This is a genomic window from Granulimonas faecalis (assembly GCF_022834715.1).
Taxonomy (GTDB): domain Bacteria; phylum Actinomycetota; class Coriobacteriia; order Coriobacteriales; family Atopobiaceae; genus Granulimonas; species Granulimonas faecalis.
In genome coordinates, this window is the sequence record NZ_BQKC01000002.1 from 94,446 (window position 1) to 120,901 (window position 26,456).

27 protein-coding genes and 1 pseudogene are annotated in these 26,456 nt (G+C 70.4%); 24 read left to right on the forward strand and 4 right to left on the reverse strand.

Annotation, left to right across the window (positions count from 1 at the left end; genetic code table 11):
• The first annotated feature begins 77 nt into the window (after positions 1-77).
• From cas5c to mihF, 6 genes are all read left to right on the forward strand, one after another.
• Complete coding sequence (gene cas5c, locus OR600_RS09675) at positions 78-737, forward strand: type I-C CRISPR-associated protein Cas5c (RefSeq protein ID WP_265591124.1); 660 nt, start codon at positions 78-80, stop codon at positions 735-737.
• Complete coding sequence (locus tag OR600_RS09680) at positions 738-2,393, forward strand: type I-C CRISPR-associated protein Cas8c/Csd1 (RefSeq protein WP_135978592.1); 1,656 nt, start codon at positions 738-740, stop codon at positions 2,391-2,393.
• Positions 2,394-2,463: 70 nt separating this feature from the next.
• A complete protein-coding gene (gene cas7c / locus OR600_RS09685) occupies positions 2,464-3,351 on the forward strand; it encodes a type I-C CRISPR-associated protein Cas7/Csd2 (RefSeq protein ID WP_135978593.1) in 888 nt (295 codons plus the stop codon).
• A 35-nt stretch (positions 3,352-3,386) separates the two neighbouring features.
• Positions 3,387-4,085, forward strand: coding sequence for a DNA/RNA non-specific endonuclease (locus OR600_RS09690; protein ID WP_135978594.1), 699 nt, complete (start codon positions 3,387-3,389; stop codon positions 4,083-4,085).
• Between the two features lie 305 nt (positions 4,086-4,390).
• Entirely contained in the window at positions 4,391-4,588 is a 198-nt protein-coding gene (locus OR600_RS09695; protein ID WP_135978595.1) for a hypothetical protein, read from the forward strand.
• Between the two features lie 156 nt (positions 4,589-4,744).
• Entirely contained in the window at positions 4,745-5,053 is a 309-nt protein-coding gene (gene mihF / locus OR600_RS09700; RefSeq protein ID WP_135978596.1) for an integration host factor, actinobacterial type, read from the forward strand.
• A gap of 854 nt (positions 5,054-5,907) precedes the next feature.
• Here mihF and OR600_RS09705 read toward each other — a convergent pair.
• Entirely contained in the window at positions 5,908-6,735 is an 828-nt protein-coding gene (locus OR600_RS09705; RefSeq protein ID WP_265591125.1) for a hypothetical protein, read from the reverse strand.
• Positions 6,736-7,581: 846 nt separating this feature from the next.
• Between OR600_RS09705 and OR600_RS09710 the strand changes: the two genes are divergently transcribed.
• Complete coding sequence (locus tag OR600_RS09710) at positions 7,582-8,709, forward strand: hypothetical protein (RefSeq protein WP_265591126.1); 1,128 nt, start codon at positions 7,582-7,584, stop codon at positions 8,707-8,709.
• Between the two features lie 376 nt (positions 8,710-9,085).
• On the opposite strand, the gene OR600_RS09715 is transcribed toward OR600_RS09710, so the two are convergent.
• Positions 9,086-9,217: a hypothetical protein gene (locus OR600_RS09715; protein ID WP_265591146.1), complete on the reverse strand. Its 132-nt coding sequence runs from the start codon at positions 9,215-9,217 to the stop codon at positions 9,086-9,088.
• 19 nt (positions 9,218-9,236) lie between these two features.
• Between OR600_RS09715 and OR600_RS09720 the strand changes: the two are divergent.
• The 13 genes and pseudogenes from OR600_RS09720 to OR600_RS09780 form a co-directional block, all read left to right on the forward strand.
• Positions 9,237-9,548 (forward strand): annotated as a pseudogene (locus tag OR600_RS09720) (Fic family protein); the annotation flags it as partial.
• Between the two features lie 118 nt (positions 9,549-9,666).
• On the forward strand, positions 9,667-10,038 hold the full coding sequence (locus OR600_RS09725; protein ID WP_265591147.1) for a hypothetical protein: 372 nt from the start codon (positions 9,667-9,669) through the stop codon (positions 10,036-10,038).
• Positions 10,039-10,149: 111 nt separating this feature from the next.
• A complete protein-coding gene (locus OR600_RS09730) occupies positions 10,150-11,391 on the forward strand; it encodes a hypothetical protein (RefSeq protein ID WP_265591127.1) in 1,242 nt (413 codons plus the stop codon).
• Between the two features lie 45 nt (positions 11,392-11,436).
• Complete coding sequence (locus tag OR600_RS09735; protein ID WP_265591128.1) at positions 11,437-11,652, forward strand: hypothetical protein; 216 nt, start codon at positions 11,437-11,439, stop codon at positions 11,650-11,652.
• On the forward strand, positions 11,645-12,286 hold the full coding sequence (locus tag OR600_RS09740; RefSeq protein ID WP_265591129.1) for a hypothetical protein: 642 nt from the start codon (positions 11,645-11,647) through the stop codon (positions 12,284-12,286). Before OR600_RS09735 ends, OR600_RS09740 begins: the two co-directional genes overlap by 8 nt.
• A 49-nt stretch (positions 12,287-12,335) precedes the next feature.
• Complete coding sequence (locus OR600_RS09745; protein ID WP_265591130.1) at positions 12,336-12,890, forward strand: SLOG family protein; 555 nt, start codon at positions 12,336-12,338, stop codon at positions 12,888-12,890.
• A 349-nt stretch (positions 12,891-13,239) separates the two neighbouring features.
• Complete coding sequence (locus OR600_RS09750; RefSeq protein WP_168354096.1) at positions 13,240-13,410, forward strand: hypothetical protein; 171 nt, start codon at positions 13,240-13,242, stop codon at positions 13,408-13,410.
• Positions 13,411-13,432: 22 nt separating this feature from the next.
• Entirely contained in the window at positions 13,433-13,669 is a 237-nt protein-coding gene (locus OR600_RS09755) for a hypothetical protein (protein ID WP_265591131.1), read from the forward strand.
• A gap of 123 nt (positions 13,670-13,792) precedes the next feature.
• The gene (locus OR600_RS09760) at positions 13,793-14,230 is read left to right on the forward strand and encodes a single-stranded DNA-binding protein (protein ID WP_168354097.1); all 438 of its coding nucleotides are present in this window, start codon (positions 13,793-13,795) and stop codon (positions 14,228-14,230) included.
• 82 nt (positions 14,231-14,312) lie between these two features.
• Positions 14,313-14,804: a hypothetical protein gene (locus tag OR600_RS09765; protein ID WP_265591132.1), complete on the forward strand. Its 492-nt coding sequence runs from the start codon at positions 14,313-14,315 to the stop codon at positions 14,802-14,804.
• Between the two features lie 1,923 nt (positions 14,805-16,727).
• Positions 16,728-17,459 (forward strand): CPBP family intramembrane glutamic endopeptidase, encoded by a 732-nt coding sequence (locus tag OR600_RS09770; protein ID WP_135978606.1) that lies wholly within the window; start codon positions 16,728-16,730, stop codon positions 17,457-17,459.
• The gene (locus tag OR600_RS09775) at positions 17,456-18,070 is read left to right on the forward strand and encodes a hypothetical protein (protein ID WP_135978607.1); all 615 of its coding nucleotides are present in this window, start codon (positions 17,456-17,458) and stop codon (positions 18,068-18,070) included. The genes OR600_RS09770 and OR600_RS09775 overlap by 4 nt, the downstream gene beginning before the upstream one ends.
• Before the next feature lie 6 nt (positions 18,071-18,076).
• Complete coding sequence (locus OR600_RS09780) at positions 18,077-19,855, forward strand: DHH family phosphoesterase (protein ID WP_135978608.1); 1,779 nt, start codon at positions 18,077-18,079, stop codon at positions 19,853-19,855.
• Between the two features lie 5 nt (positions 19,856-19,860).
• Here the strand turns inward: OR600_RS09780 and OR600_RS09785 are convergent, their stop codons facing one another.
• Positions 19,861-21,084 carry a hypothetical protein gene (locus OR600_RS09785; RefSeq protein ID WP_135978609.1) on the reverse strand — a complete coding sequence of 408 codons (1,224 nt, stop codon included), beginning with the start codon at positions 21,082-21,084 and terminating at the stop codon, positions 19,861-19,863.
• Positions 21,085-21,580: 496 nt separating this feature from the next.
• On the reverse strand, positions 21,581-22,492 hold the full coding sequence (locus OR600_RS09790) for a LytTR family transcriptional regulator DNA-binding domain-containing protein (protein WP_265591133.1): 912 nt from the start codon (positions 22,490-22,492) through the stop codon (positions 21,581-21,583).
• Positions 22,493-22,733: 241 nt separating this feature from the next.
• Between OR600_RS09790 and OR600_RS09795 the strand changes: the two genes are divergently transcribed.
• The 4 genes from OR600_RS09795 (at position 22,734) to OR600_RS09810 (ending at position 26,430) form a co-directional block, all read left to right on the forward strand.
• The gene (locus OR600_RS09795) at positions 22,734-23,270 is read left to right on the forward strand and encodes a hypothetical protein (RefSeq protein WP_265591134.1); all 537 of its coding nucleotides are present in this window, start codon (positions 22,734-22,736) and stop codon (positions 23,268-23,270) included.
• Positions 23,270-23,788 (forward strand): hypothetical protein, encoded by a 519-nt coding sequence (locus OR600_RS09800; protein WP_135978612.1) that lies wholly within the window; start codon positions 23,270-23,272, stop codon positions 23,786-23,788. The genes OR600_RS09795 and OR600_RS09800 overlap by 1 nt, the downstream gene beginning before the upstream one ends.
• 73 nt (positions 23,789-23,861) lie before the next feature.
• A complete protein-coding gene (locus OR600_RS09805; protein ID WP_265591135.1) occupies positions 23,862-25,322 on the forward strand; it encodes an SNF2-related protein in 1,461 nt (486 codons plus the stop codon).
• Between the two features lie 76 nt (positions 25,323-25,398).
• On the forward strand, positions 25,399-26,430 hold the full coding sequence (locus OR600_RS09810) for a hypothetical protein (RefSeq protein ID WP_135978614.1): 1,032 nt from the start codon (positions 25,399-25,401) through the stop codon (positions 26,428-26,430).
• The last annotated feature ends 26 nt before the right edge of the window (positions 26,431-26,456 follow it).

The following is a 26,456-nucleotide window of genomic DNA, read 5'->3' on the forward strand; positions in this document are numbered from 1 at the left end:
AGGCCGGGCACCCGTGCGGCCTAAGGCCCTGTGATATAGTCACTTTCAGATTATTTAAATTTTAATGGAGGTGCCTCGTGGCCCAAGGTTTCATGGTCCGTCTCAGGGGCCCCATGGCCCTGTTCACCCGACCGGAGTTCAAGGTCGAGCGCTACAGCTACGACGTCCCCACGCCGAGCGCCCTGGCCGGCGCCCTGGCCTCCATCTACCTCCACCCCGGCATCGAGTGGCAGGTGGAGCGCTACTGGGTCCTGAACGAGATACGCCGCCAGTCCGTGGCGGTGAAGGAGGTCTCCTCCAAGGCGAGCTCCGCGAAGGTGCTCCAGGCGGCCAAGGGCAAAGGCCCCATGCCCAGAGTGGGGGTGGGGGAGGCCCGCCAGATCCGGTGCACGTCGCGCCTCGTGGACGTCGACTACGTGGTCCAGTGCCGCTTCTCCATCACGGACGGCACCGACTCCAGGGCCAAGCGCGCCAAGATCGCGTCCATCGTCGATAGGCGCCTCCGGCGCGGCCAGTGCTACCAGCAGCCCTACCTCGGCGTGCGGGAGCACCCCTGCTCCTTCTCGGCCTGGGAAGGGGGCGTGCCCGAGGGCCACTACTCCCAGTGCGGCCCCGTGGACCTCGGCCTCGTGTTCTGCGGCATGGACCGCACGGACCCCGCCGTGGACCGTCCCCGGTTCTTCCGCGCGGTCATGGACCGCGGGTGCGTCGAGGTGGCTGGAAGGGAGGTGGTCTAGGTGCTCCTGGAAGACCTGGTGAGGCTCCACGGGGAGCTCGTCTCCCGCGGGGCCGCCGTGGCCCCCGCCGGCATGGCGTGGCGGAAGGTCCGCGGGCGCGTCGCCATCGACCCCGCAGGAAGGCTCCTGGGGATCCTTCCCGGCGACTACTCCGGGGACGAACCCGCGGAGACCCTGGCGCCGGCGCCCCCGGTGAGGTCCGCCAACATCGCCGCGGCCCTGCTCTGCGACACGGCCGCCTACCTCCTCGGCTTCTCGCCCAAGGGCGACGCCCGGGCCGCCGAGAAGTTCGAGGCGTCCCGGAGGCTCCATCGCGAGGCCCTCGAGGGCGTGGCCGAGGCGGCGCCCCTGCTGGCGTTTCTCGACTCCTGGGACCCCGCCCGGGCGCCGTCCGTGACGGCCGTCGCCGAGAGCCCCGTGGACCTTAACATGGCCCTCCTCGAGTTCTGCCTGGTGGACGCCGACGGCGCCGTCCGCGACCTCCTGGACACGGAGGGCGTCAGAGAGGCCCTGGAGAGGCGCTCCTCAGAGAGGGGCGGCGGCGCCTACACGGACCTGGTCACAGGCGAGCCCTGCGAGCCCTTAAGGGTGCACCCCAAGGCCCCGGCCCTCGCGGGGCCCGGGGAGAAGGCGGCGCCGGTCGTGGGCTGCAACATCGAGAGCGCCGAGTCCTGGGGCGCCTCCCAGGGCTACCTGTCGCCCATGGCCCGTCCCACGGCCGAGCGCTACTCGGCGGCCCTGGACTGGCTCCTGAAGGATGGGTGCCACAGCCTGTGTCTCGGCGAGGCCACCTTCGCCTGGTGGGCCGACGGCGAGGCCGACGGGACCGTGGCGCCGGCCGTGGCCGACGCCCTCCGGGGCTCGGGGGCGGCCGACGTGGACGCCGACGCCGGGTGCGCGCCCCTCCACATGGCCTGCCTCTCCTCGAGGTACGCACGGGTGCAGCTCCGCTGGTACGAAACCGTCACCTGGGAAGACGCCAGGGACTCCCTGGGGCGGTGGGAGGGTTGCTTCGGCGGGAGGGTCCCGTCGGCCTTCTCGATCCTCCGGGCCCTGGAGAGGCCGGGGGAGAAGGCCCCGGCCACCCGCTGCCAGGACGCCGCCTCCCTGGTGGGCGCCCTGATCATGGGAGGCCCCTGGCCGAGGACCCTGACCCAGAGGGCGGCCGCCATGGCGTCCGCGGGAGACATCGGCCCCACGGTGGCCGGCACCCTGGCGGCCTCGGCCCTGTCGACACGAAAGGAGTCGGGAATGGAGACCGACGACCTGCTCTGCCCCGCCGACCCCGCCTACCGGGCCGGCTGCATCTTCGCCATCCTGGAGGGCCTCCAGAAGGCCGCCCAGGGGCGCCTGGCCGCCCCGGTGAGGACCCGCTACATGGCCGGGGCCGCCAAGAGCCCCGTCCGGGTGCTGCCGACGCTCGTCGCCACCGCCCAGGCCCACCTGAAGAAGCTCTCCCGGACCAAGCCGGGGCTCGCCGCCTTCTACGAGTCGGCGCTTTCCGAGGCCGTGGCCGCGGGGCCCGTGCCCCTCACCATGGACGCTGCGGCCTCCTGGCGCTTCTACGTCGGCTACTACCGCCAGCGTGACCAGCTCTACCGCCCCGCCGGCGACGGCGCCGACCCGGAGGCGGAGGAGGAGGTGCGCGCGGACTAGGGCCCCACTCCCGCACCGCCCCGAAACGACGGAAGGCCCCACCACACGTTTTCCCCAAGGAGGACCACCCATGGACAATACCCTGGACCGCCGCATCGAGTTCGTCGCCTACCTCGATGTGGAGCTCGGCAACCCCAACGGCGACCCCGACGCCGGAAACCGCCCCCGCCAGCTCGACGACGGCCGCGGCATCGTCACCGACGTGTGCCTGAAGCGCAAGGTCCGCGACCGCATCGCCCTGGAGCACAGCGGCGAGGAGGGCTTCGACCTGTACATCGAGCCCACGGGGACCCTGAACTCCAAGGACGAGCGCGGCTTCGAGGCCGTGCTCGGGGCCGGGGTCGACCTCAAGGGGCTCAGGAAGAGCGACCCCGACGCGGCCCTGCGGGTCCGCGACGCCATGTGCCGCACCTACTTCGACGTGCGCTGCTTCGGCGCCGTCATGACCACCTTCGCCAAGAACAACCTGGCCGGCGGCCAGGTGCGCGGCCCCGTGCAGCTGTCCTTCGCCGTCTCGGCCGACCCGGTGTTTCCCGAGGGGCAGACCCTCACCCGCCAGGCGGTGACCACGGAGGCCGACCGCGAGAAGAAGACCTCCGAGATGGCCGTCAAGTGGGTCGTACCCTACGGCCTCTACCGCGTCTCGGGCTTCGTCTCCCCGGCCCGGGCCAGAGACACCGGCTTCACCTGGGAGGACTGGGACGCCTTCGTCGGGGCGTTCCGCCGCATGTTCTGGGAGGACCGCAGCGCGAGCCGCCCCTCCATGAGGCTCCGCACCCTGACCTGCTTCACGCACCCCAACGCCCTGGGGGTGTGCGCCGCCGAGGCCAACCTGGAGCGCGTCTCGGCGTCCCTCAAGGAGGGCGTGGACATCCCGACGTCCTTCGGCGACTACGTCGTGGAGGCCGACGGCGAGGGCCTGCCCGAGGGCGTCGAGATGGTCCACGAGGTGCTCTAGGGCCGCCGCTGCGGGCGTCACCGGAAGGAGGATCCATGGCAAGACGCGGGAAGGGCCGCCCGAGGCTCGGCGGGGCGTGGGCAATCGTCGTCGCGGCCCTGACGGCCGTCCTCGCCCAGACCCCCTGGGAGGCCCCCGGGGTCATCGGGGACCCCACCGCATCGGCGTCGACGGCCCCGGCGGCGACGACCGCCGGGGCCCCCGAGGACATGGCGGCGTCGTTCTCGGCCTACGACGGCTCGCGGGAGCCCCACGCGACCTTCTCGGACCTCGACGGGAACCTGCGGTGCGGGCCCGTGTTCGCGGTCCTGGACGAGGCCCACATGGGGTCCGGGGAGAGGCCCGACATCTCGGGGGTGGAGCCGAGCGGGTGGAGGCAGAAGCGCTACGACGGCATCGACGGCGGCTGGCTCTACAACCGCTGCCACCTCCTGGGCGACCAGCTCTGGAACGACGACAGCGCCAACTGGAAGAACCTGGTGACCGGGACCCGTCAGATGAACGTGGAGGGGATGCTTCCCATCGAGAACGAGGTGGCCTCCCACCTGAGGTCCACGGGTCACCTCGTGATGTACCAGGTGACGCCCCTCTTCGAGGGGGAGGAGGCCGTCTGCCGGGCGGTGCGCATGGAGGCGTCCTGCCTGGAGGGGGACCTTAAGATCGACGAGCGCGTCGAGAACGTCCAGGACGGCATCGTCATCGACTACACCGACGGGTCCAGCCGGGCGGCGTGAGCGGGCAGACGCCGACGTCTCCCTGCGGCCGAGGCCGCGGACACCCTCGCGCAGGCACGGTGGACGACACCCTCGCCGGGGCGACGGCGGCCGCTTGGGAAAAGGGAACGGGTCACGACGTCGACGCGTGACCCGTTTCCCCCGGATGCAAGATCTGCCCCTACTTAACACAGTTTCAACCCGTGGGCGGCCACGTGGGAGGCCGCCCGCCGCACCGGGCCATGCCCTGGTGCCGACACCTAGAGCATAGCCCAACCGCCCCGTCCCCGCAGGCGGGCCCGGGGTGACGACCGAAGGGAGGGGCCGTGGGAGACGCCGCCAAGACGACCGGGACCGACCCGTTCGGCAAAGGCCCTGGCGCAGGCCCCGGGGACCTGCCCGCCGCCGACGACACCCCCAACGCCGAGACCCTGGAGGCCGTGGCCGAGGCCCTGGCCCTGGCCGCCGGACCCCACGAGACGTACCCCGACGCGGCCGAGCTGTTCCGGGCCCTGGACGCCTGACCCGGGGTCCCGACGGCACCGGGCGGCAGCGCCGTCCCCCGAAAGCCCCTTCTAAAAGATCGACCGAAAAGCGCCTACCCCGGGGTATATCAGGGTAGGCGCCATCTGACAGTCAAGGAGAACGACCCCCCTGATGGGGGGCGAGAGGAGATACCCATGGCACTTCCCGACCTCACCCCCGAGCAGCGCGCCGCGAACCTCGCCAAGGCCGCCGCCGCCCGCCACGCCCGCGCCGAGCTCCTCGCCCGCGTCAAGGACGGCACGACGACCGTCGCCGAGGTGCTGGCCTCCGACGACGAGACCTGCCGCCGGCTGCCCGTGAGGTCCCTGCTCAAGGCCCTGCCGGGCCTCGGCAACGCCAAGGTGGCCAAGATCATGGAGGAGCTGGGCATCCCGGAGAAGCGCCGCGTGGCAGGGCTCGGCGCCCGCCAGCGCGAGGCCCTGGCAGAGGCCGTCCCCCGATAGCCCTTGCCTCAAAGGGGGCGCACCCGACCGGATGCGCCCCCTCTTTTCGGGCGTCCCGGGACCCGACCCCGACAGGGACCGCGAAGATGGGATATGCTTGGTGACAGTTTCGATCGGAGGCCTGCAGGTCCTCCGGCGGCTCCCCCGAGGGGGTGCCGCATGATATTCCCGACCCGGTCACACAGGACCGGGACGAGGGCCGTCCCCCTCCCATGGTCTCCGGGTGACGGCCCTTTTCTTTTTTTCCTTGCAGGCAACTATATCGGGAGGGTCCATGGACGGTCGCGGACATGGCGCCGCGAGATTCGGGTCGCTGTTTCCGGTGGGGAGGTCCGCCGGGCCCACGCCGACCCGTTTCAGTGCCTTCCTCCCCATGGCCTCCCACGGGATGAGACTCTCCGACGTCCCCGACGTTCAGGCCGACGGCCCGGGCAGACCCCCGGAGCCCCGTCGCCTCAAGGTGCCCGAGCTCTGGCAGGAGAGGGTCGCGAAGGCCCTGGGGACGGCGTTTCCCGTCGCCGTGGCAGGGTGCGGCTGCCAGGTGGCGGTGGCGGGCCCGGAGAGGGCGGTGGGGGAGTTCGTCGAGACCTACGACGCCGTGACCGCCACAGGTACCCGCGCCTGGGCCGCCTCGGCCATGGGCCTTTGGAGAGGCCTCGACCGGAAGGCCGCGACGGCTGTCAGGGACTCCTTCTTCGACGGGTACCGCGCCGGGGTGTGTGCGGCCTGCGGCCTCGACGACGACCCCCGCCCCTCGGCAAGGGGGCCCTGCGGAGGCGCCGCCGCGAGGCCTTCTCGGCAGGGGCCGAGGCCGCCGGGGCCTTCATGGCCGCCCTGTGGGGCCGGCCCCTGCCTCAGCCGACGACGGGCGAGACGCCGTAGCCGATGAGCTCGCGGTCGATGGTCTCGACGGTGCTCTCCGGGACCCTGTCGAGGTCCCAGCGCCTGGTGGTGGCCCTGCGGGGGTTCACGATGCCTACATGGCGGACGCCCTCCCAGAAGGCGGCCCGGTCGGAGTGCATGCCGAGACGCCAGTAGACGAGGAGCTGCAGGGTCTGCAGGGCCGTCGCCCCGTAGGAGCTCACCTTCATGTCCCAGAGGGTGTCCCCGCAGACGAAGTCGGCGTCACCGGCCGACACGCAGGCGGTGTAGGCCCCGTCGAAGGTGGGGCCGTCCCAGACCATGGGGCCGTAGGCGTCGAAGAACCGCCCCATGTATCGCCTCATGGCCGCCACGTTCTCCAGGGCGGCCCCGTTCGGGACCCTGCCCTCCCCCTTGAAGAAGGCCGGGCCCCGGCGGTAGGCCTGATCGTAGGACGACAGGGCGAAGGCCGCCGCCACGCCCTCGGCGCCCCCGCGGGCGACCCGGGCCAGAAGCTCCTCGGCCCTCCGGTCCTCACCGAGGTTCCGCGCCCCCCGGAGGGAGATGGAGAAGGCCGACTCCGGGGTGGCGCCCTGGTCGAGGCGCGTCAGGTAATCCACCGCAAGGCCCATGGAGGCCGGTGAGACACTCTCGGCCGACCTCGGGTAGGGGGGAAGCAGGTCCGGGTGGTGCCTGCCGCCTCCCGTGGAGGGGTCCAGAAGGCCTTCGGGCGGCTGCGGGAAGGGCTCCACGCCGAGACGCTTCGAGCCCGCCACCCTCACGTAGACGGAGACACCCAGATGGGCCGTCGAATGGTCCATGGACCCTCCTTGCAGGAAGCCAAAGGGACGTTCAGGTAAATCCTAACCCAGTGCCAGCCCGCCCTGGGCCGGCGCCTCCGCGTTCCACCGGGCGTTGCGCCCGGTGGAACGCGGCCTTTTGCCCGGCGTTGTGCCCGGCGCAGGCGCCGGGACACGAGGGGACCCGGGGCCCGGGAAGAGGGCGGCTCCCCGTCGGGGAAGCCGGCGGGGCACGGGAACAGGGAGGGCCCCGGCGATGGGGCGCGGCCGGACCCTCAGGGGTAGGGATGCCCCTGATTCTTCCGGGTTCCCACCATGGGCCTCGAACCTTTTAATACTCCCTTTCAGACCCCTCCTTCCGGTCCCGGGACAAGCCGGTCTCCCACCAGGGCCCCGGGACCCCACCCCCACGGCGCGATGCCCGGGACCCCTCCTTCCGGATCCCTGAACGACCGGGGCTTCGAGCCCCCGCCGGAAGCCCCGCCAAGAGGGCCTCCGCCGGAAACCTCTGCCGGAAGCCCCAGCCAGAAGCTCCCGCCGGGAAGCCCCTGCCGGAGGCTCCCACCAAGAGGGCCGCAGGGGCCCCGGAAAGAGAGTCCCGGAATGGACCGGTTGACGGACATCTGAAAGACGTTCCCTTCAGATGTCCTACAGAGAAGGATTTCATGGGCCGATGGTTCGGACTTCCATTCAGGGGACTGCGACCTACCGGCGGTTTCTAAGTATATCGATGACTGTGCCTACGAAAACCTCCAACAAGAACCCATGATCGACCGATCGGACGGCCCCTTCCCGGTCCCCGGCGGCAGGAGCCGCCGGCGGCGACCCCCGTGAGAAGGGAACGTCGAGAGAGATCGGAGACCCGCCATGGAGGCCATCCTCGAAAGCACCGTATGCAAGACCCGCGCCGCGAAGGACCGCCGGTGCACCCCCGGGAGACTGACCGGGACCCTCGCCTGCACCCTGGCCGTGACGGCCGCGGCCCTCACCTCGGCGGGGCTCTGGCAGGCCTCCGTGGAGGCCCTGGGGGCCGCCCGGGCGGAGCTCGCCGTGGCCCAGGGGAGCCTGGCGGGCCAGCGCGAGGCCCTCGCCCAGGTCATCGGGGACACCCCCGAGGGCGATGCCCGGGATGCCGCCGAGGCGTGGCTGGCGGACGGTCCGGCGGAGGTGCCGGCGGAGGGGCCCGGGGACTCCATCATGGCCATGGGGGCGGCCGCGGAGGCTGTCCGCCAGGCCCGCGGCGAGGCCCTGGACCTGGCCCAGGAGGCCTACCTCATGAGGGCCGCCTGCCTCGGGGCCCAGAAGGAGGCCGCCCTAGGCACCGCCAGGGCCGAGGCCGAAGGACCCCTGGCGGAGGCCGAGGGACTCTCCGCGTCGGACGACATCGCCCTGGCCTCGGAAGGGGCGAGGGGGCGCCTCGAGGCGGCGACCTGCCTCGTGCGCCTCATGGGCCGCGCCGGCACCTTCTGGGACGCCTCCCAGGTGAGGGGAGCGACGGAGGACCTGCAGGAGGCGACCCGTGCGGTAAAGGCCGAGGTGCACGCGGCCGTGGCCGAGCGAGAGGCCGCGGTGGCCGCCGCCAGGGCTGCCGCGAGGGCCAGCGCCAAGACGTCCGGGACGTCCGCGGGCTATACCAGCGAGGGCGCCGCCGCGGCCGCGGCCACCACCTACCGGGGCTCCGACGGCGTCTGGCACATCGACTACAGCAGGGCCCACGGCACCGCCGAGGCCGCCTCCGACGGCGGCGTCACCGAGTGGGCCGACGGCTACTACATCGCCCACGACTGGAGCGACAGCGGCGCCAAGATCACCGGCCGCACCGAGTACGTCGAAGTCGACGGCCAGACCTACCGCCTGGCCGGCTCCAAGGAGGTCAGCCGGGACACCACCTGGAACGAGGTGGAGGGCTGGGTGCACGCCAACGGCGGCATCGGCATGCAGACCTGCGTGGAGGGCGGCGGCTACCTGATCAACCACTACGAGCCGGTCGCCTAGGGCGGCCGCACCGAGGGGCCCCGGGACAACCCGGAGCCCCTCGCTTTTTCCCGGCGGATTTCCGAAAGGGGCACCATAACGGAAATTTCCCGGCTATAATTTCTGTAAAGGGACGAGATCCGGAAGGGAGGTGCGCCATGGAACCGGAGAGGGGTGCTTGGCCGGCCGTGGGCTGGGAGGAGCTGCCCTGGAGGTCGGGCGGCGACGACTCATGGATTCCCCGGAGCCGGCGTCGGAAGATCCTGGGGACCTTTCGGGCGGCCGTGCCGGCGGAGATCGCGGAGGAGACCCCGGAGGTCGAGGGCGACCTCTGGCCCCTGGTCTCCGAGGCCGGCCGGGAGCTCGCCCGCTTCGACGCCGAGCAGGCGGAGCGCGGCTACGACCTTCCTGCCATCCTCCTGAGGGGGGAGTCGTCGGCGAGCTCCCAGATCGAGCACCTCACGTCGAGCGCCAGGAACGTGGCCTGGGCCGAGGTGTCCGGCGACCTCCCGGAAAACGCGCGCCTCATCGCCCGGAACCTCCATGCCATGGGCCGGGCCCTGGAGGTCGAGGGCCCCGTGGACCGCGACACGGTCGTCTCGGTCCACGGGGCCCTCATGGGCAGGCCCTGGGGGCTCAGGGAGGAGCAGGTCTGGGTGGGCGGCACCCCCTACAGCCCCCACGGGGCCCTCTTCGTGCCGCCCCAGGCGGGGCGCGTGGCCGCCCTCGTGGACGACCTCTGCGCGTTCTCCCGGAGGGACGACATCGACCCCGTGGTCAAGGCCGCCTGCTTCCACGGCCAGTTCGAGACCGTCCACCCCTTCGCGGACGGCAACGGGCGCTGCGGCCGCGCCCTCATCCACCGCATGCTGAAAGACGACGGGGTGTGCCGCAGCCTGGTGACGCCGCTCTCGGCGGGGCTGCTCCACGACGTCGGCCGCTACATGGACGCCATCGACGTCTACCAAGGGGGGGGACGTGTCCCCGTTGGTGGGGCGCCTGGCCGAGTCGGTCCTCTACGGCGTCGCCGTGGGGCGCCGGGCGGCCACGGCCGTCGACTCGGTCATGGAAAGGTGGCGGCAGGCCATGGGGTCGAGGCGGACGGGGGCCGCGGCGAGGCTCCTGCCCCACCTGGTGGCCCAGCCCGTCACCTCCGTCGCCATCGCCGCGAAGGCCCTCGGCGTGAGCGAGCGCCAGGCCCTGAACGTCCTCGACGAGGCGTGCGAGGCCCAGGTGGTGAGCCCCTGCGGCAACCGGCGCCGGGGGCGCTTCTTCCAGGCCACGGAGCTCCTGGAGATCGTGGACGCCGTGGGGGCGGAAGACGGGCTCAGGAGGGCGCTGCCTCGGTAGGCCCGAGAGCGGGCCGCTCAAGGTGCCCCGGGCGACGACGCCCGGGCGGGGGTAACCGCGAGGGGCCCGGACGGCCCCTTCGGAGCAGATAGCCCCCGAAAGGAGCCAACCATGGACCTCTGGCAGAACTTCCCCGACCCCACCTACGTGAGGGACGCGGACGGCCGCCTGCTTTGCGTCTTCGCCCGTCGCGAGGAGTATGCCGAGAACCCGCGTCGGGACTTCGACCACCCGGACCACCTCGCGATGTTTGGCGACCTCGACTGGCTCACCGACGGGGCGGGCATCCGGCGCCGGGACCCCGAGGGGGTCCTGCGTTCGCTTCTGGAGGACGCCTGCACACCGGAGGAGGTCGTGGCCTTCGTGGCCGAAGGAGGCCTCACCGACCACGAGCTCGTGGGCTCGCCTTTCGGCCCCAATCCGCTCCTCGTGGGCTACGAGGGCACTGGCTACACCGGAAAGCTCGAGGGCGATGGCGCTCTCGACTGCATCCGCGAGCTTGTGGAGGCGGGGCGCCGTGCCCCGTCTCTGGAGGGCGCCACGGAGCCCGACCTATGGGACGCCTTCGAGGCCGGTCCCGTGGACGGCTTCGCCCTGATCCCCTGCCCCTGGCCCACAGGGGACTACCTCCTGGTGGACGAGACCGACCCGGACTGCGCCCCCTCGGTGGAGGCCACGCGCGACCTCCGGCTCCTGGGGGGGCTCTGCTTGGACGCCCTCTCAGCGGAACCGGCAGACGCCGCCAGGCTCCTCGCATCCCGCGGGGTGTATCTCAGGGCCGTCGTCGCATCCGGTGACCCGCGCGACCCGTGGCGGGTGGACGGATGGGACCTCGCCGTCCTCGCAAGCCTCGGCGAGCGGGCACGTTCCGTCGACGGGTTCCAGTGGGTCTCGAAAGACGATGTGAACCGCGGCGAGGGGGAGACCTGGGAGCAGGCCGCATCGAAGCTCGTGGACTCGGAGCTCTCGGTACTGAACGCCTGGCTCCAGGGAGAGGTCTGGACCTGCGAGGCCGACGAGGTGTTCGGCTCCGGAGACGACGTCTGCTACGACGTCATCGTCGTGGACGGGCAGGACCCGGCCGAGCAGTGCCTGGCGCTCCTGGGCCTCGAAGACGCCGTTGCCGCTCCGGCCCCGGACCTCACCGACGCGGTCTCCTGCGCCGTGGCCGAGGTGGCCGCCCAGGCGGAGGCAGCAGGCACCGCCCCGACGGTCGCGGAGGCCGTCTCCCTCGTTACTCGCGACCGCACCCTCTGGATCAGGTGGGTCGAGACCGCCGTCAAGTGCTTCCCGGATGTCCGCCTGGCCCTCCAGGGGCACCTGGAGGAGGCCTGCGGCAGCGCCATGGCTTAAGGACCGCAAGGGGACGCCCGGGATAGGACCTTTAAGGAGGAACCCATGGAAAAGACCAAGAGCGACGTCGCCACCGCCCTGGACCTGCTCAGGATGTCTCTCGCGACGGCGAAGGGGGCCAAGGCGGTCCTCGACGTCGCCTACGAGGGCGGCGACCTCGACCCACACGAAGTCGACGCCGGCTACATGCTCGACGGTGAGGTCGCCGCCATCGAGAACGTGATCGAGCTCCTGACCGGAAAGGGGGGTGGCTATGAGTGAGGGTTCTTACATCGACCCCGCCGACACCCACCGCACCGTCTTTAGGTCCCTGGACCACCTCGGGGGCGACCCGGTGGGCCACCGGGGATGCTCCGGCAGCCTCCTCCCTGCACAGGTCCGCCGCCACACCTGCCGGGACGCCTTGGGGAGAGGGTCCGTGCGGCTCTCGGGTTACGCCTGCGTCCCCGGGAGCAACCTGCCGGAGATGGACCCGGGCAAGGCATCGGCAAAGCTCTCGCGGATGCTCTCCCAGAGGGGCCTCGGCGGTCTTCCCCGGGGGCTCTCCCACTACCGCCGCATCCCCGTCCCCGACAGCCTCGCCACGGGGGACCACGTGGACGTCTTCGGGATCTGCCTCGCACCTCACGGGGCGCCCCGGCAGGACGAGGGGTTCCTCATGGCCGACACCGTGGGCGCCCTGGACCGGCTCGCCCACGCCCTGGACCTGCTGGAGACCCACGTGGTGTGGGAGGGCCTCCAGGAAGGGGCCGTGGTGGGGCCGGAGGGGCAGGACCTGGTGCCCTTGGGCACCCAGCGCCGCGGGGGCCTTCTCACCGTGGACTGCCTTGTGGCGGGCCCGGGGGCGCCCCGGGGCGAGGTCGCCGTGGTGCCGCGGCACCTCGGGGTGCTGTGACCCGGCCGCGGCAGGCCGACGGAGCCCGCGACACCCGAAGGAGGAACCCATGACCCACCTCGACATCGAGGACCTGACGGCCCGGTCCTCGACCTTGCGTCCCCGGACGGTCTGCTTCACCGGCCCCCGCCCCAAGAGGCTCTGCGGCTACGACCACGGGAGCTACCGCGGGGCGGTGGCGGGGCTCGTGGAGGTCGTCGAGTCCCTCTACCGGGATGGCTTCCGGCGGTTTCTGACAGGGGGTGCCCAGGGGTTCGACCAGCTGGCCTTCTGGGCGGTCCACAAGGCCAAGGGGCGGTCCGGCCGCTCCGACATCTGCAACGCGGTGGCCGTGCCCTTCCCGGGCCAGGAATCCCGGTGGGCCGAGAGGGGCTGCTTCGGCCAGGGTGAGTACCGGACCATGCTGGCCATGGCGGACCGGGTCTTCTACATCGGCGGGGCGGACGACCGTCGGGGCACCGCCATGCACCGGAGGAACCGCGCCATGGTGAACGCCTCGGCCCTCTGTATCGCCCTCTACTCCGGAGGTCCGGCCTTCAGGGACGCCAGGACAGGCGACACCGAGGCCACCATGCGGTATGCCGAGGCGGCGGGGTCCCCTTGAGGGCCCTCGACTTCAGAATCGACGCAGGGAGACCCGCGACCCTGACCCTGGGCGCGCTCGCCGAGATCCCGCTATAGGAGGGCAAGAGGCGGCTCCGGAAGACCCCGGAGGCCGCCCCTTCTCTTAGAAGACGTCGTCCGGGCCCTTTGAAGGCCCCGACGGACCCACTGCCACCTCGCGGCCTCCGGAAGATTCTCCGGAGGCCGCCTTTTTCTTTCCCTCCTCTTTGAAGGTCCTGCGCTCCATGACCCGCCTCCCATCAGGGGCCGGCGAATATATCGCCGGCACGAAAGTCCTGTGAGAAGGACCGTGAAGAGACGGTCCCCACGGCACCCGAAGGAGGGGCACCATGTTCGACCTCGAGATCTACGACACCCTCACCGCCCTCTGCTCCATCGACGGCGCAGACGCGGCCTACGACCCCTACCTCGTCTCCGCGGAGGCCGTGCCCACCAGCTTCATCACCCGTAACTCCGAGTGGGACTTCGACTCCGAGTCCATGGTCCCCTCCCTGGTCTGACGGACGGAAGGGAAGGAGCCCCATGGAAAGCCTCAAGCCCGTCGACCTGGCCCGCATGGCCTGCGCAGCCGTGGCCTGCGTCGCAGGGTTCGTCTGCCTCATGACCGCCACGGCCGGAACCACTCCCGAGGGCGAGGCGGCCTGCGTCCTCGACCCGACGGCCTTCGCCGTGGCGGTGGCCGCCGCCGTCGCCTACGCCTGGCTCACCGACCGCCTCGGGATGGCGGCCAAGGGGGCCCCGGAGAAGGGGAGGGCCTGACCGAACCGGGAACCGACCGCCCCACGAGGAGTTGCGTCGCGGATCACCGCGACGACAGGACCTATGTGAGAGGGACCTAAGGAACGGTCACCTCGAGACACACCGATGAGAAAGGAACCACCCATGAACGGCATCAACACCGTCGCCCTGTCCGGCAACCTCACCCACGACGCCGAGCTGCGCGCCACCGCCGGCGGCACCCCGGTGCTCAACTTCTCCCTGGCCGTCTCGCGCTCCGTGCAGAACAAGGAGACCGGCGAGTACGAGGACAAGCCGAAGTACTTCGACTGCGTCCTGTACGGCGGCCGCGCCAGCGCCATCGCCCAGTACATGACCAAGGGCACCCGCGCCACCGTCCAGGGCCACCTCGACCAGCGCAGCTGGATCGACAAGGACACCCAGAAGACCCGCTCCAAGGTGGAGGTGGTGGTCGAGGAGATCGACTTCACGAGCAGTGCCGCCAAGCGTGCCGACGCCCCCGTCCAGCAGCCGCAGGCCGCCGTGACCGCCGCCCCGGTGCCCCCGGCGGTGGCCGACAGCCCCTTCATCCAGACCCAGTAGCGACCGGTGCGTGGGGCCCCGCAAGGACCGGGGCCCCACCTCCACGGAACCCGCCAATCCAGCCCGACAGAAAGGGATGTCAATGAACAAGGTCATGCTCTCCGGCAAGATCGCCTCCAAGAAGGGCGGCCGCCCCAACGTCGTCTGCTTCGACAACGGCCGCTGCCACAACTGGCGCCTCACCCTGATGGTCAAGGACGACTTCGCCAGCCAGCAGCCGGTCTACAAGAACGGCGCCCAGGTGTTCAACACCGACGGCACCCCCGCCACCGAGCAGCGCCACGGCTACTCCTTCATCGACATCGAGGTCCCCGTCTTCGCCGACCGCAACACCGGCCAGTTCCACGAGGACATCCTGATGCGTATGTTCAAGGGCGAGGTGGACGTGGTGAGCATCGTCGCCCAGATGAGCTCCTCCACCTTCACCGACAAGCAGACCGGCGAGACCCGCTTCAAGCAGACGGTCCGCGTGGCCTCCGTCCGAGACATCATGGTCGAGTCCTGGGCACCCCGCACGGGGCAGCCTGCCCCCGTGCCCGCCCCGGCTCCCGGGGCCTACGACCAGGTCGCCTGACAAGGGGCTGCCCGGCACCCCCGCGCGCCGCGTGACCGACAGGGTCCGCGGCCCCGGGCGGAGGGTGCGCCCCGCACCGAAGACGCCGTTTCCTTCGATATGCCCCCGGCTACGTGCCGGGGGCTTTTTTTCGTGCCCCCGCCAGACCCCCCGCCGGAAACCTCTGGCGAAAACCATCCGCCGAGGCCCCGGCAAGAGGCACCCTTGAGACCGCCCTTCTCCGAGGATCTGGCGGAGGGGCCATGGGTCGGTACTAACAGCCTGACAGACTCTCAGCCTATCAGCCTGACAGGGTTTCCCTGAAGACACCCCACCGCCAACCCTCCGCGGGGTCCTGCCGAAGACCCCTGGCGGCGCCTCCGTCGCACCGGTCCGCCGGTGCCCCCCATGGGGCTCCGTCATATAAACGTCCGTAATGGAACCGCAGCGCGAAAACATCGGACGGCACCCCCTTGGGACCCTCCTTGGAAACTCCTCAGCGACGCCTCCGGACCATACCCTCCCGCAGGGGCCCAAGAGGGGCTCCGACCCTTGGAGGGGGCCGCGGCAGACAGGCCCGGCGGGGGCCCCGTCCGAAAACCTTCCGGGAAGGCCCTTGCCGGGTCCCCGGGGAAGGCCGCGCCGGAGGCCTTGGCGGAGGGCCGGCGAAGGGTCCCGGCGGAACGTGCCGGCAGAGCCTCTCGGGAGACGGTCGAAAGGGGGGCCGGCAGGGGGTGCCCGGAAGAGGGGTTCCGGGAAGGAGGCCCTTGATAGACCCCTTCCGAGGGGGGCGGGAAACGGTCCGCCAGACCCTTGGGGAAAAGGGCCACCGCCGGGACCCCAGGGCGGTGGGGGACGCGGGACCCGCCGGCCGCAGAGGGCCGCGCGGACGGGCCGGGACGACGCACCTTAAGCACCCCTCCGGGGAGGGCCCCGGAGGGTCCGACGCCAGGAGCCAAACGGAAGGACTCTCGCAGGGAAGCTACCTGCGGGGGTCCCGGGAGAGCCCTGGCGGGGCCTGTGGCAGGACCCGCCGGCGGGGGCGGCCGTAGGGGGCGATGGGATGCAGGTAGAGGGTCGGAAACCCGGCTCGGTGGGGACAATGACGGACATGGGGGTCTCGGGTCGTTGAAGAGCATAAGGGAATCGCGCGGCGCCTCCGGCGCCAGGGCCCGTCGGAGCCATGGCGATGCGGTTGTATAGATTATCTTGTGCCCCACCTATCTCCCGCCGTACTGCGAAGCCCTCGAGGGGGCCGGCGAAACCCCGGAGGCACCGCCGGGAGGACGTCCGAGAGGGGTCCCGGACAGGTCCCCACGGTCGCCCCGGAAGGACCGCCGCCCCCCTTTCCTCCTCCAGAGGCCGCGGCGCCGGGGACCGCACCCCGCCCCTTTCCGGGATGGCCCCGACCCGTCGCCACCGGGGCCCGCCCGGCGACGGCCTCCCGCCCGGGGCGGCTCTCAGAGGTCCCCCTCGACCGGTCTCTGGAAGACCCCCACCAGGGCCCCCGTGAGGCGCACCGATCCGCCGGGAGGTTCTGCCGGAACATCATCACAAGGGGCCCCGGGAGGGGCCGTGGATCAGGACCGTCGCGAGGGCTGGGCCGACGGTCGCCGCCGGACCCCTTTCGGCGGGACCGTACCCCATTGACCGATTGATGTTCCGGGCCCGTCTTTCAAGGGTCGATCGGCCGGCGACTGAGCGCCGGCCGGAGGGGTCTGGGAGGCGGGGCGGCAAAGACCCTGCCGCCGGGAGGCCCCCTTGGGACCGCGAAGGGTCAGGGGGGGTCATTATGCCTTACAGCCTGTCAGGCTAATAGGCTGACAGTGGCACCGGTCGGGACCCACCCATGACACGGGGTGTCACGGGCCACGACCTCGTTCCGATAACATTGACGACACTGGAAGTTTTCAGGCAGGGCGCAGGGGAGGGGAGGAGGGTCCCATGGCCAACAGCATTCGAACCGTATCCGGGGGGCTGGCACGGCTGGCGGCCCTCTGGGCCGTCTCTATGGCACTCCCCTTGGGATGCGCCCTCGTCGCCGGGACTGTCGTAGGGGATGGACGCCCCGAGGTCGTGAACCTCCTGGCGAGGGTGCTCCTCGCCGCGGTATGCCTCCCCTGGGTCGTCGGACACCGGGCCGGGAGGCGCCCCCCGTCGAAGGGCGAGCCGTCCCCCGCGCTGCCTGCCGCGGCCCTCGCCCTCGCCTGGGCCGGCGCCCAGGCGGACGCCTCGGTGACAGGGGACGCCTCCCCGGTCGGGGCGCTCGCGGCCCTTTCCGCCGTGTTCGCGGCACCGGTGGCGGAGGAGCTCCTCTTCCGGGGGGCCATCCAGCCCTACTGCGACGGGCGCTTCGGGAGGCCGGCGGCCGTGGCGATCTCCGCGGGCCTGTTCGCCCTCTGCCACGGCAGGCCCGACGACCTTCTTTGGCTCGTAGCGGCGGGAGCCTCCCTCGCTTCGCTACGGGAGGTGAGGGGACTGGCCTGGGCCATCCTATGCCACGTCCTTTTCAACGGGGGAGCATGGCTCTGGGCCGAGGCCAGCATCCCCGTCCCCGCCCCCGTGGCAGACGCGGTCTCTGTCGCCGCACCGCTGCTCTCCGTCTCCCTGACCGCCCTGTTCCTCGCGACGGCCCTGCACCCGTCGCGCACCCATAGCCCTGAGGAGTCCCGTTGACCTATCAGACGACCTTCTGCCTCGCCCTCGTCCTCACCGCCTGCATCCTGTGCTGGCAGGACCGGAGGGCGGTGTCCCTCTCCGTCGTGCAGCTGTCCATGGCCACGAAGGTGTCGCCCCTCAGGGCCGCGACCTGGACCGCCGTGGCGGTATGCGCCCTGACCGCCGCCGCACCGACGGACCCCTTCGGCCCAGGCCCCTCGGCCGCCGTGGGATCCCTCGCCCTGGGAGCCCTGGTCTCCTTCGGGATCCTCGGGCCCCTGCCCGCCCTCCTGCTGCGGGGGACCCGTGGCAAGGCGGCGGTGGCCGGCCTCGCCGCCTGCGCGGTCACCCTGTGGGCCGGGGGCCGCATCGACCCGCCCACGGCGGTCCGCTGCGTGGCTGCCATGGCGGCCCTCGCCGCCTATCGGATGCCCTACGGGGCCTTCGGCTGCTTTGTCGCCTGGGCCGCCACCGTGGCGCTCGGCCCCGTGGTCACCGCACCGCCGCCCCCCGCGGCGTCGGCCGTGGCCCTCTGCCTCGCCAACGTCGTCCTCTGGCGCGGCCCCTCGCTCCTCGGGCACCTCGGGCGGCCACGACGTCCGGACAAGACAACTACAGAAAAGAGCTGATGCCCCATGGCCATGGACAACGCCCTCGTCAAGTCGTTCATACTGCGCCGCGGCTACGACCGGGACTTCCTGTCCCGTCTCGACGCCGTGGACGGCAGCCGCATGATAGCCGGGCTCGACCGGTGCTCCGCCCTGATCGCGTCCGCCGTCCGGACCAGGTCCGAGATCGGGGTCTTCTGCGACTTCGACACCGACGGCATCTCGTCGCTGCTCGTCATCTGCTCCTCGCTCGCGGCCATGGGGGCCGACTTCGTCCCCTGGTTCGCCGACCCCTCGGCGGGCTACGGCCTCAGGCCGCAGGACGTGCGGGCCATGAAGGAGGCCCACCCCGGCATCCGCGTCCTGCTCACCGCCGACGTGGGGATCTCCGCGGACGAGGCCGTCAAGGAGGCCGGACGCCTTGGGATCATGACCGTGGTGACCGACCACCACCAGAAGGACTCCCCGGACCGACCCGCCACCGCTTGGGCGGACCCGTCGCTCCCGGAGGACCCCTACCCCTACACCGTATGCGGCGCCCACGTGGCGGCCGACCTCATGGGCAGGGTCGCCGACGACCTCTGTGTGACCGACGGCGTGCGCCGGAAGGTGCGGCTCTCGAGGAAGATCGCCGGCATCGGGGCCAGGGGGGACGTCATGCCCTGCTCCGGACCGTCCAGGGCCGACAGCCGGGACGCCGTGGCCCTCTGCAAGTTCCTGCTTATGTCCGAGGACGCGGACCTCGACGACGGCGGGCTCTGGGGCCGCGTCATGCTCGGGCTCAGGACCCTTCTCCTCCATGTGACCCAGCTAGAGGCCGACGGAAGCCCCCGGCGCTACCCGAAGGCGCCCCAGGACTTCTCGGAGACCGACATAGACATGGTGCTGTCCCCGATGCTCAACTCCATGCGCCGCACGGGCAACGACCTCGCCTCCATCCGGGACCTCGTCTGGGCCGGGGACGCCGAGGGGAGGGCCGAGGCGGCGGCGCGCATCGCGGCCATGAACGAGGAGCGCAAGGAGCGGGTCGCCGCCGCCATGGAGGCACTCGTCGCCCAGGACCAGCCCATGGCGCCCCTCGTCTACGTGGACAGGGAGGGCGCCTGCGAGGGGAGCTTCGTGGGCCTTGTGGCCAACAAGCTGATGGGGGAGTCGGGAAGCCCCTGCCTCGTCCTGATCGAGCGGCAGGACGGGACCCTCTCGGGGTCCGGTCGTGCCCCCGGGGGCCGCGACCTGAGAAGCCGCCTCGTTGCCCAGAGCATCCTCGCCCAGGGTCACGGCCCCGCCTTCGGCGTCTCCATGGAGCCGGGGCGCCTCGACGACGCCTGGCGCGTGGTGGCGGCAATCGCCGAGGAGGTCGAGGCGGAGCGCGACGACGACCCGTTCTGCGCCATCGACGTCCTGATCGCCCCCGGCGACGACGGCATCTCCCCCTACGTGCCAGGAAGCGACGTGCTCTGGCACGTGGACGACCTCGTCACGGCGTGCCGGAGGATGGCCCCGTTCGGGCCCGGCTTCGAGCGCCCCGTGGCGGCCGTCGTCTTCACCGTCGACGGCACCGAGAGGCTGTCCTTAATGGGCTCCGAGAAGGAGCACGCAAAATGGGCCCTCTCCGACGGGACCCAGGCGATCCTCTGGCGGGGGGCCGAGCAGGCCTCCGGGGTCCGGGAGGGCCAGACCGTGGCCGTCGTGGGGGAGTGCGCCGTCAACAGGTTCCGCGGCAGATCCTGCGCCCAGGTCTCGGGGGAGGTGCTCCTGCTGGACGACGACGCCCGGTCCCTGGTCGACGCATTCCGCTCCCTCTGAGAGGGTCAGTCCTCGATCTCCTTCGCGATAAGCGACCCCCACACCTCCCGGTCCGGTGCCGGGAGGTCCCGCTGGGCCACCTCGGCCATGGTCATACCCTCAGTCCCACCGGGAGCGGCGGCGCCGATGCCGCGGATGAACCCAACGGTCGAGGTGACCTTGGAGGGGGTGAACCCGGCCCGGGTCATGGTCGTGCCGTAGACCTTGCGCTGGAGGGCCAAGGGGCTCCGCTTGGAGTTGGCTATCTCCTCGACCGCGTCCTCGCCGAGCACGGACATCTCGAGGCCCCTGATCCAGCGACTTACATAGGAGGTCGCGTCGAACCCGGTCCGGTCGTTGGGGAACAGGAACGCGTCCGGACTCGGGTCCTCGCAGGCCGCGGCGGCCCAGACCATAACGGGGTCCAGAGACTCCGGCCATTGGTTGACCATGACGGGGGCGTCCTCGACCTCGTAGTGGGGCGCGAAGCCGGACCCCAGGGGGGAGGCCTTGAGGCGCGAGGTGATGGTGCGGGTGTCGAAGTCCAGGTCGCAGCGCCTCAGGGCGACGATCCTCAGGTACTGGAATCCGGTGAGGAGGCTGATCCAGGCGTAGGCCGCCCGACGGGGGTGCCTCAAGGCGTCCCTGTCGACGGCCATCATGACCATCGTCACACCGTCCAAGGTCGAGACGACCCTGGAGACCGCCCCGGGGGCCGAGTGAGACAGACTCTGCACATAGGTCCTCGAGCGCTCGAGGACGGCGGTCAGAAGCTCCTTGGCCCGTCTCTCCACGGCCTTCTCCGCACCGGCGTCCCTGATCATGGCCCTGACCTTGCGGGCCATGGTGTCGGTCCAGATGCGCCAAGGGGTCCTGCCGAGGTCGGTGCCGAGGAGGAGTGAGACAAGGATCTTGGAGGCCTCCTCGGTCCGGGCCATATCCTCGGCGCTGTCGAACGGCCCCTCCAGGACCTTGCCGAGATACCCCAGGATGCCGGACTCCGCCGAGTCGAAGTAACCGCCCTCGAGGGCCTCGACGATGTCCCAGCGCATCCGGTCGCGCTTCTCCTCGGCGGCCTCCCTGGAGTCGGCGACGAGGGTCCTCGTCTCCTTCATCGAATCCCCCGTGTAGGTGTCGGTGATGAGCCACCTCGTCTTCCAGACACCGTTGCCATCCTCCGACACAGGGTTCAGGGCCCAGGCGGCGACCTCGTACCGGCCGTCGGATGTCGTCGTTTTCTCGAGAGGCATCAGTCGTTCCTTTCAGGGACCTATGAGGAAGTCTACAGGCCAACATATAGATTATAGGCGAACCCATGTTTTCTACAGCATCGTCCGCCCGTAGGGCCCTTCACAAAACGACTGCATTTGGCTGTGGGCACAACCCCGACCGAAGGCGGGCACCGGTTCAAACGATACGATATTGGTCGATACATACCTCGTCAGCGAAAGATGTTGCACGCGACGGGACGGACCATGGGAATCTTCACGGTATCGACCTCGGGCGACACCCCTCGGTCGACGACCGATAGCATGGGGGCACACGCAGAGCTCCGACCTGCGGCTCAATGCCGAGGGGGAATCTCTGATAATGTGGATTATGTAAAGTAGAGGTTATCCACGGCCTCCCCCGGCACAGGGGTGGGTCCACCTCGGGCCGTGCGATCGGCCCCATGGAAAAGGCGTGCGTCCAAAGGGACGCGACTTGGGGCTCGGCGACGACAGCGCGCCTCGGAGGAATGCGGCCCTAGAAGGCCCCCAGGAGGTTCCCGGGCAGGGTGCCCTGGCCGCTGTCGCCGCCTTTGACGAGCGCCATGGCCTTCTGCAGGAAGTCGGCCATGACGCCGGCGCTGAAGACGCCCATGTTGCCGCCACCGGAGAAGTCCTCCGCCTTGAAACGCCCGGTGAGGGCCAGGGCCTCGGCCACCTCCTTGGACAGCGACTTGGAGACCGTGACGGGCTCAGACATGAAGGGCATCTTGAGCTTGATCCTGCGGCTGTTCTCCGGCATCACCTCGAGGACGGCCTCGAGGTTCACCACGGCGTTCCGGCTGACCATGACGAAGCCCTTCGGGTGGAGCTCCCTCCTCGCCTCTTCCATGGTGCGCGACCACAGGAAGGGGCCATCCATGGTGTAGACCTCCACCTTGTTGCGCGATTTCGAGCTCCAGCGGACCACGGAGATGTCCGAATAGCGGGCGTAATGGACCTCGGCACCGTCGTCGATCTCGAGGCAGTCGATCATCTCGATCACGCGGGACGACTCGGGGACCATGGCCATGAGACGCTCCACGGTGGAGCGCAGGCGGGCGCCGTCGAAGGACGCGGGCATCGCGTCCTCGGCCCTGGCCTCGGCGGCCGCGCAATAGGAGTCCTTGGAGTGGCAGACGACGGCGGCCGGGGCGGGGTCCTTAAGGCGGTGGAGCGCGCGGAGGTGCGCGGTGAACCGGCCCTTGGTGGAGCCGAAGTCGTCACCGATGAGAATCATGTCCGCGACGCCACGGTCGCAGCATTCGACAAGCTCGCGGTCCCCATGGACGTAAAAGGGCTCCACGGGCATCCCGAGCTCGCTCACGGCCTGGCAGAGGTAGAGAGCCTCCTTCTCGTTGCCCATGGCCACCGCGATACTGAAGGCGCGCAAGTTTCTGTCGGTGATCAACCTACCTCCAAGGTCATACAAGATAGAGGCTGTTCCTTTATGGAACCTAAGGTAATCTTGAATGAAGTCCAAAGACTTTTCAAGAGGGTGAGGGACTGTTTCTGGCCCTTCGCACCGAAAGCCAGGGCCCATCATCGCCCGTTCAACGCAAGCGGTTGCCGTTCAACTGTAATGACATGCTCTTACGTCCACGGGATGCGGCCCGTTCCCATCCCATCCCATCCCACGAAGGGGGTATACCATGGCCACTTCTGGAAGGTCTGCGGCCATAGACATGGACGTGTCCTACGGCGCCCCTCTGGTCGTCTGCAGCCACCTGCCCCTGGCAGCCGGTTGCACCGACCGCGGGGTCATCGCCACCCAGTGCATGCTCAAGACCGTCGGCCTCGAGACGATCGGCTGCTCACCGACCATGATCGACGTGAGGATCGCCGGGTGCGACCCTTGGAGCGCCGATCGGGAGGCATCCATAGCCCAGGTCCTCAACACCCTCGGCCGTTGCTTCGCTCCGGGGGCGAACCTCGCCGTGGCCATGAGGGTCACCCAGCACAGAGTCAAATGCGGGCCCAACCGGTTCCTGCGCTGCATCCACTACTTCATCAACGTCGACCACGAAGTCGTGCTCCACAGCCACGAATGGCCCTGGAGGGACCGCAAGGAGTGCCTCGGGATGTTCGCCACGGACCCCGAAGAGGTCCGGAGAAGGCGCATCCGCCTGGACGCCCTGTCGGTGGATTCCATCAAGGGCGACCTCCGAGACCGCCCCGGGAGGGCCTGATGGGGGCCGTCCTGGCAGCCGCCCTGGCGGCCCTGACAGCGGTCCTTGGAGGGGCCTTCCGGCAGAGGGTCCGGAATGCGGTCCTGACGGCCCTCTGGGCAGCGGTCTTCGCGACGGCCCTGACGGCGGTCCTGGCGGCATCCCACGGGGTGTCCACCGCAGAACTCTGCCGGCTCTCCCCCGCCGGGCTTCTCGACGCAGTGATTTCATGCCCCGTCGACGAGGGGTTCCTCAAAGACGCCTCCGCCGCGACGGACCTCCTGGAAGGCCCCGACCGTCGCCCCGTGGGCGTCTTTCGGGCGGGCTGTCCGGACTGCGAGGCCGTCTTCCCGATCTTTCCCGCCGGGTCCGTCCGCTGGGTCTCCTCCGCAGGAGCCGTCGGCGATGCCCTCTGCGAGAGGTTCGCCGTGACCGACGTGCCGGCGTTCCTCGTGGAGGGGCCCGACGGATGGCGCCTCGCCGCTGTCGAGGATGCCGTGGAAGCCATCGGGCAGACAGGGCCAGCGGCCGCGCCGTGAGGCGCGGCACGGAGGGTCCACGAAAGGACACGGACGACAGGGTCGGAAGGGGGGGGGTGATCCGGTGCCGAATGTGAGGCTCCACGACTACCAGGAGTATTCCAAGGACCTCATCCTGCATAAATCAGGAGTTGGTTTATTCCTAGATATGGGGTTCGGCAAGACCCTCACCTGCCTCCAGGCCCTCTACGAGATGAACCCGGCCTGCCACACCCTCGTGGTGGCCCCGAAGACCGTGGCCGCGACCACGTGGCCGGCCGAGGTGGAGAAGTGGGGCTACCCCTTCCGCACCCTGAGCCTCGTGGTGGACGGGCGGGGCAGGACGCTTCCCGGGAAGAAGACCCTGGAGCTCGTGGACGGGCTGGCGGCGGAGCCCTCCACCCTGTGCTTCCTCAACAAGGAGCGCCTGGCGTCGGTCGTGGCCCACGTCATGGACGACCCCGCGTGCCCCTTCATAGGCACCTGGCCCTTCCCCGTGGTCATCTTGGACGAGCTCCAGGCCTTCAAGAGCAGCTCCAGCAAGCTCTTCGGCGCCATGGCCAGGGTCCGTCCCCAAGTGGCCAAGATCGTGGGCCTCACGGGGACGCCCTCGCCCCAGGGCCTCACGGACCTCTGGCCCGAGCTCTACCTCCTGGATGGGGGAAGGTCCCTGGGCACCTCGGAGGACACCTTCCTGACGACGTTCTTCGCACCCCACGACTACGACCCGGGCCGGGGCAAGAAGAAGATCCGGTTCTGGGACCCGCTGCCCGGGGCTCACGGGGCCGTCATGGCCCGCATCGCCGACACCTGCGTGTCGGTCGCCAACCCCAACATCAGCCTCCCCGAGGTGACCGTGAACGACATCACCGTGGCCATGGACGCCAAGGAGCGCGACCTCTACGACGACCTCTTCTACAACTGGACCCTCACCCTCGGCGTCGACGGCCAGGGCAGGCCCGTGGAGGTAGACGTGGTCTCCAAGACGGTGCTCTCCAACAAGCTCCGCCAGATGGCCTCGGGGGCCCTCTACCTGGGGGACGGCCGCGAGTACGTCCCCATCCACGAGAGGAAGCTCGACGCCCTGGGACAGGTCTTCGAGGCGAGCACCGCCCCCGTGCTCGTCTGCTACCACTTCAGGAGCGACCTGGACATGATCTGCCGGCGCTTCGGGGTGGCGGGGGACGGCACCCGCAAGGACACGGCCGTGGAGGTCTTCGACGGCACCGCGGCCATGCTCTCCCGGTGGAACCGGGGTGAGATCGGGCGCCTCCTGATCCAGCCCCAGAGCGCCGGCCACGGGCTCAACTTCCAGGAGGGCGGCCACACCATGGTCTGGTACACGCTGCCCTGGGCCCTGGAGGTCTACATGCAGGCCAACGCCCGCCTCGCCCGCCAGGGCCAGCGCCACCCCGTGATCATCCACCGGATCCTGTGCGCCGACACCGTCGACCAGAGGGTCGCCGGAGCCCTCGCGGGCAAACGCGAGGTCCAGGACTCGGTGCTCCGGGACGTGGCGAGAGACGTCCTCGGCAGGAGGTCGAGGGATGGGTGAAAAGGACGGCCGATGACGGCCGTCCGGTTGGAGTTTTGAAGAAGAAGTGCAAGAACGAGCGGAAAGGAACCCCCTTATGCCCAGCGCCTCCCAGAACCTGCTGAACGCCTCCGTCGGCGACTGCGCCATGGTCCGCGGCACCCTGGCGTACTCCCGCCTCTACGAGCCTCTCCACGGCGAGGCCCTCGAAAAGACCCGCATGTACAACCGCTATGCGAAGGACTACCCCACCTACGTGGTCGATGTCATGGACCCCGAGATCATGGCCCAGAACCCCGCAGGCCTCACCCCCCTCGAGGCCTACGTCGCCGAGAAGATCTACCAGAGCAAGGACGGCCACAGGCACCTGCGCCTGGAGCCCCGTGCCGCCAACAAGGACTACAAAGTCGACGTGAGCGAGCTCGGCCCCAACGAGCGCCTCTACGACCGGATCCCCGTCTGCCAGCCCAACGCCGCAGGCACCGGCTACGACAACGTGGAGCTGGTCGGCAACCTCGCCAACAACCTCCCGGTCATGGTCGCCGTCGGGTGCCACACCAACAAGAACGGCGAGAAGTACATGAGGCCCGACATGGTGGTCCTGCCCGAGGGCGTGCGCTATTGGGGCAGCGGCAACAACGGCCCCATCGACCTGTCCGCCTGGGGCATCAACCTCACCAACACGGTCGTGGCCGCCCAGCCCGCCGCGGCCCCGGCGCAGCCCCAGCCCCAGCCGATGTTCGAGCCGGCACCCCAGCAGGCCTACGTCATCGAGGACCACGACATCGAGTTCCCGCCGACCCCCGCCGAGGCGATGGCCCAGGCGGCGCAGCCGCAGGTGGCGGCCCCCCAGCCGGTCGCGGTGCCCCCGATGGCCCAGCAGCCCTCCCCCTCCCCGCAGGTCGTGGACATCCAGCAGGTCTTCGCCGAGTACGGCGCCCTGGTGGGGCGCCAGCAGTCCCGCCTGCCGATGAGTGCCAGCGACATGGCCCGCATGGCCGAGCTCGAGGCCGTCATCAACCAGGCCCAGCAGACCCAGGCCGCACCCGCCGCCCAGGTCGTCCCCGCGGCGGTCCCCGACGCCCTCCGGGCCACCGTGGGCCTCGGCGGCCCCATGGTCCAGCCCTAACCGAACGGAGAGCCCCATGGCCCGCC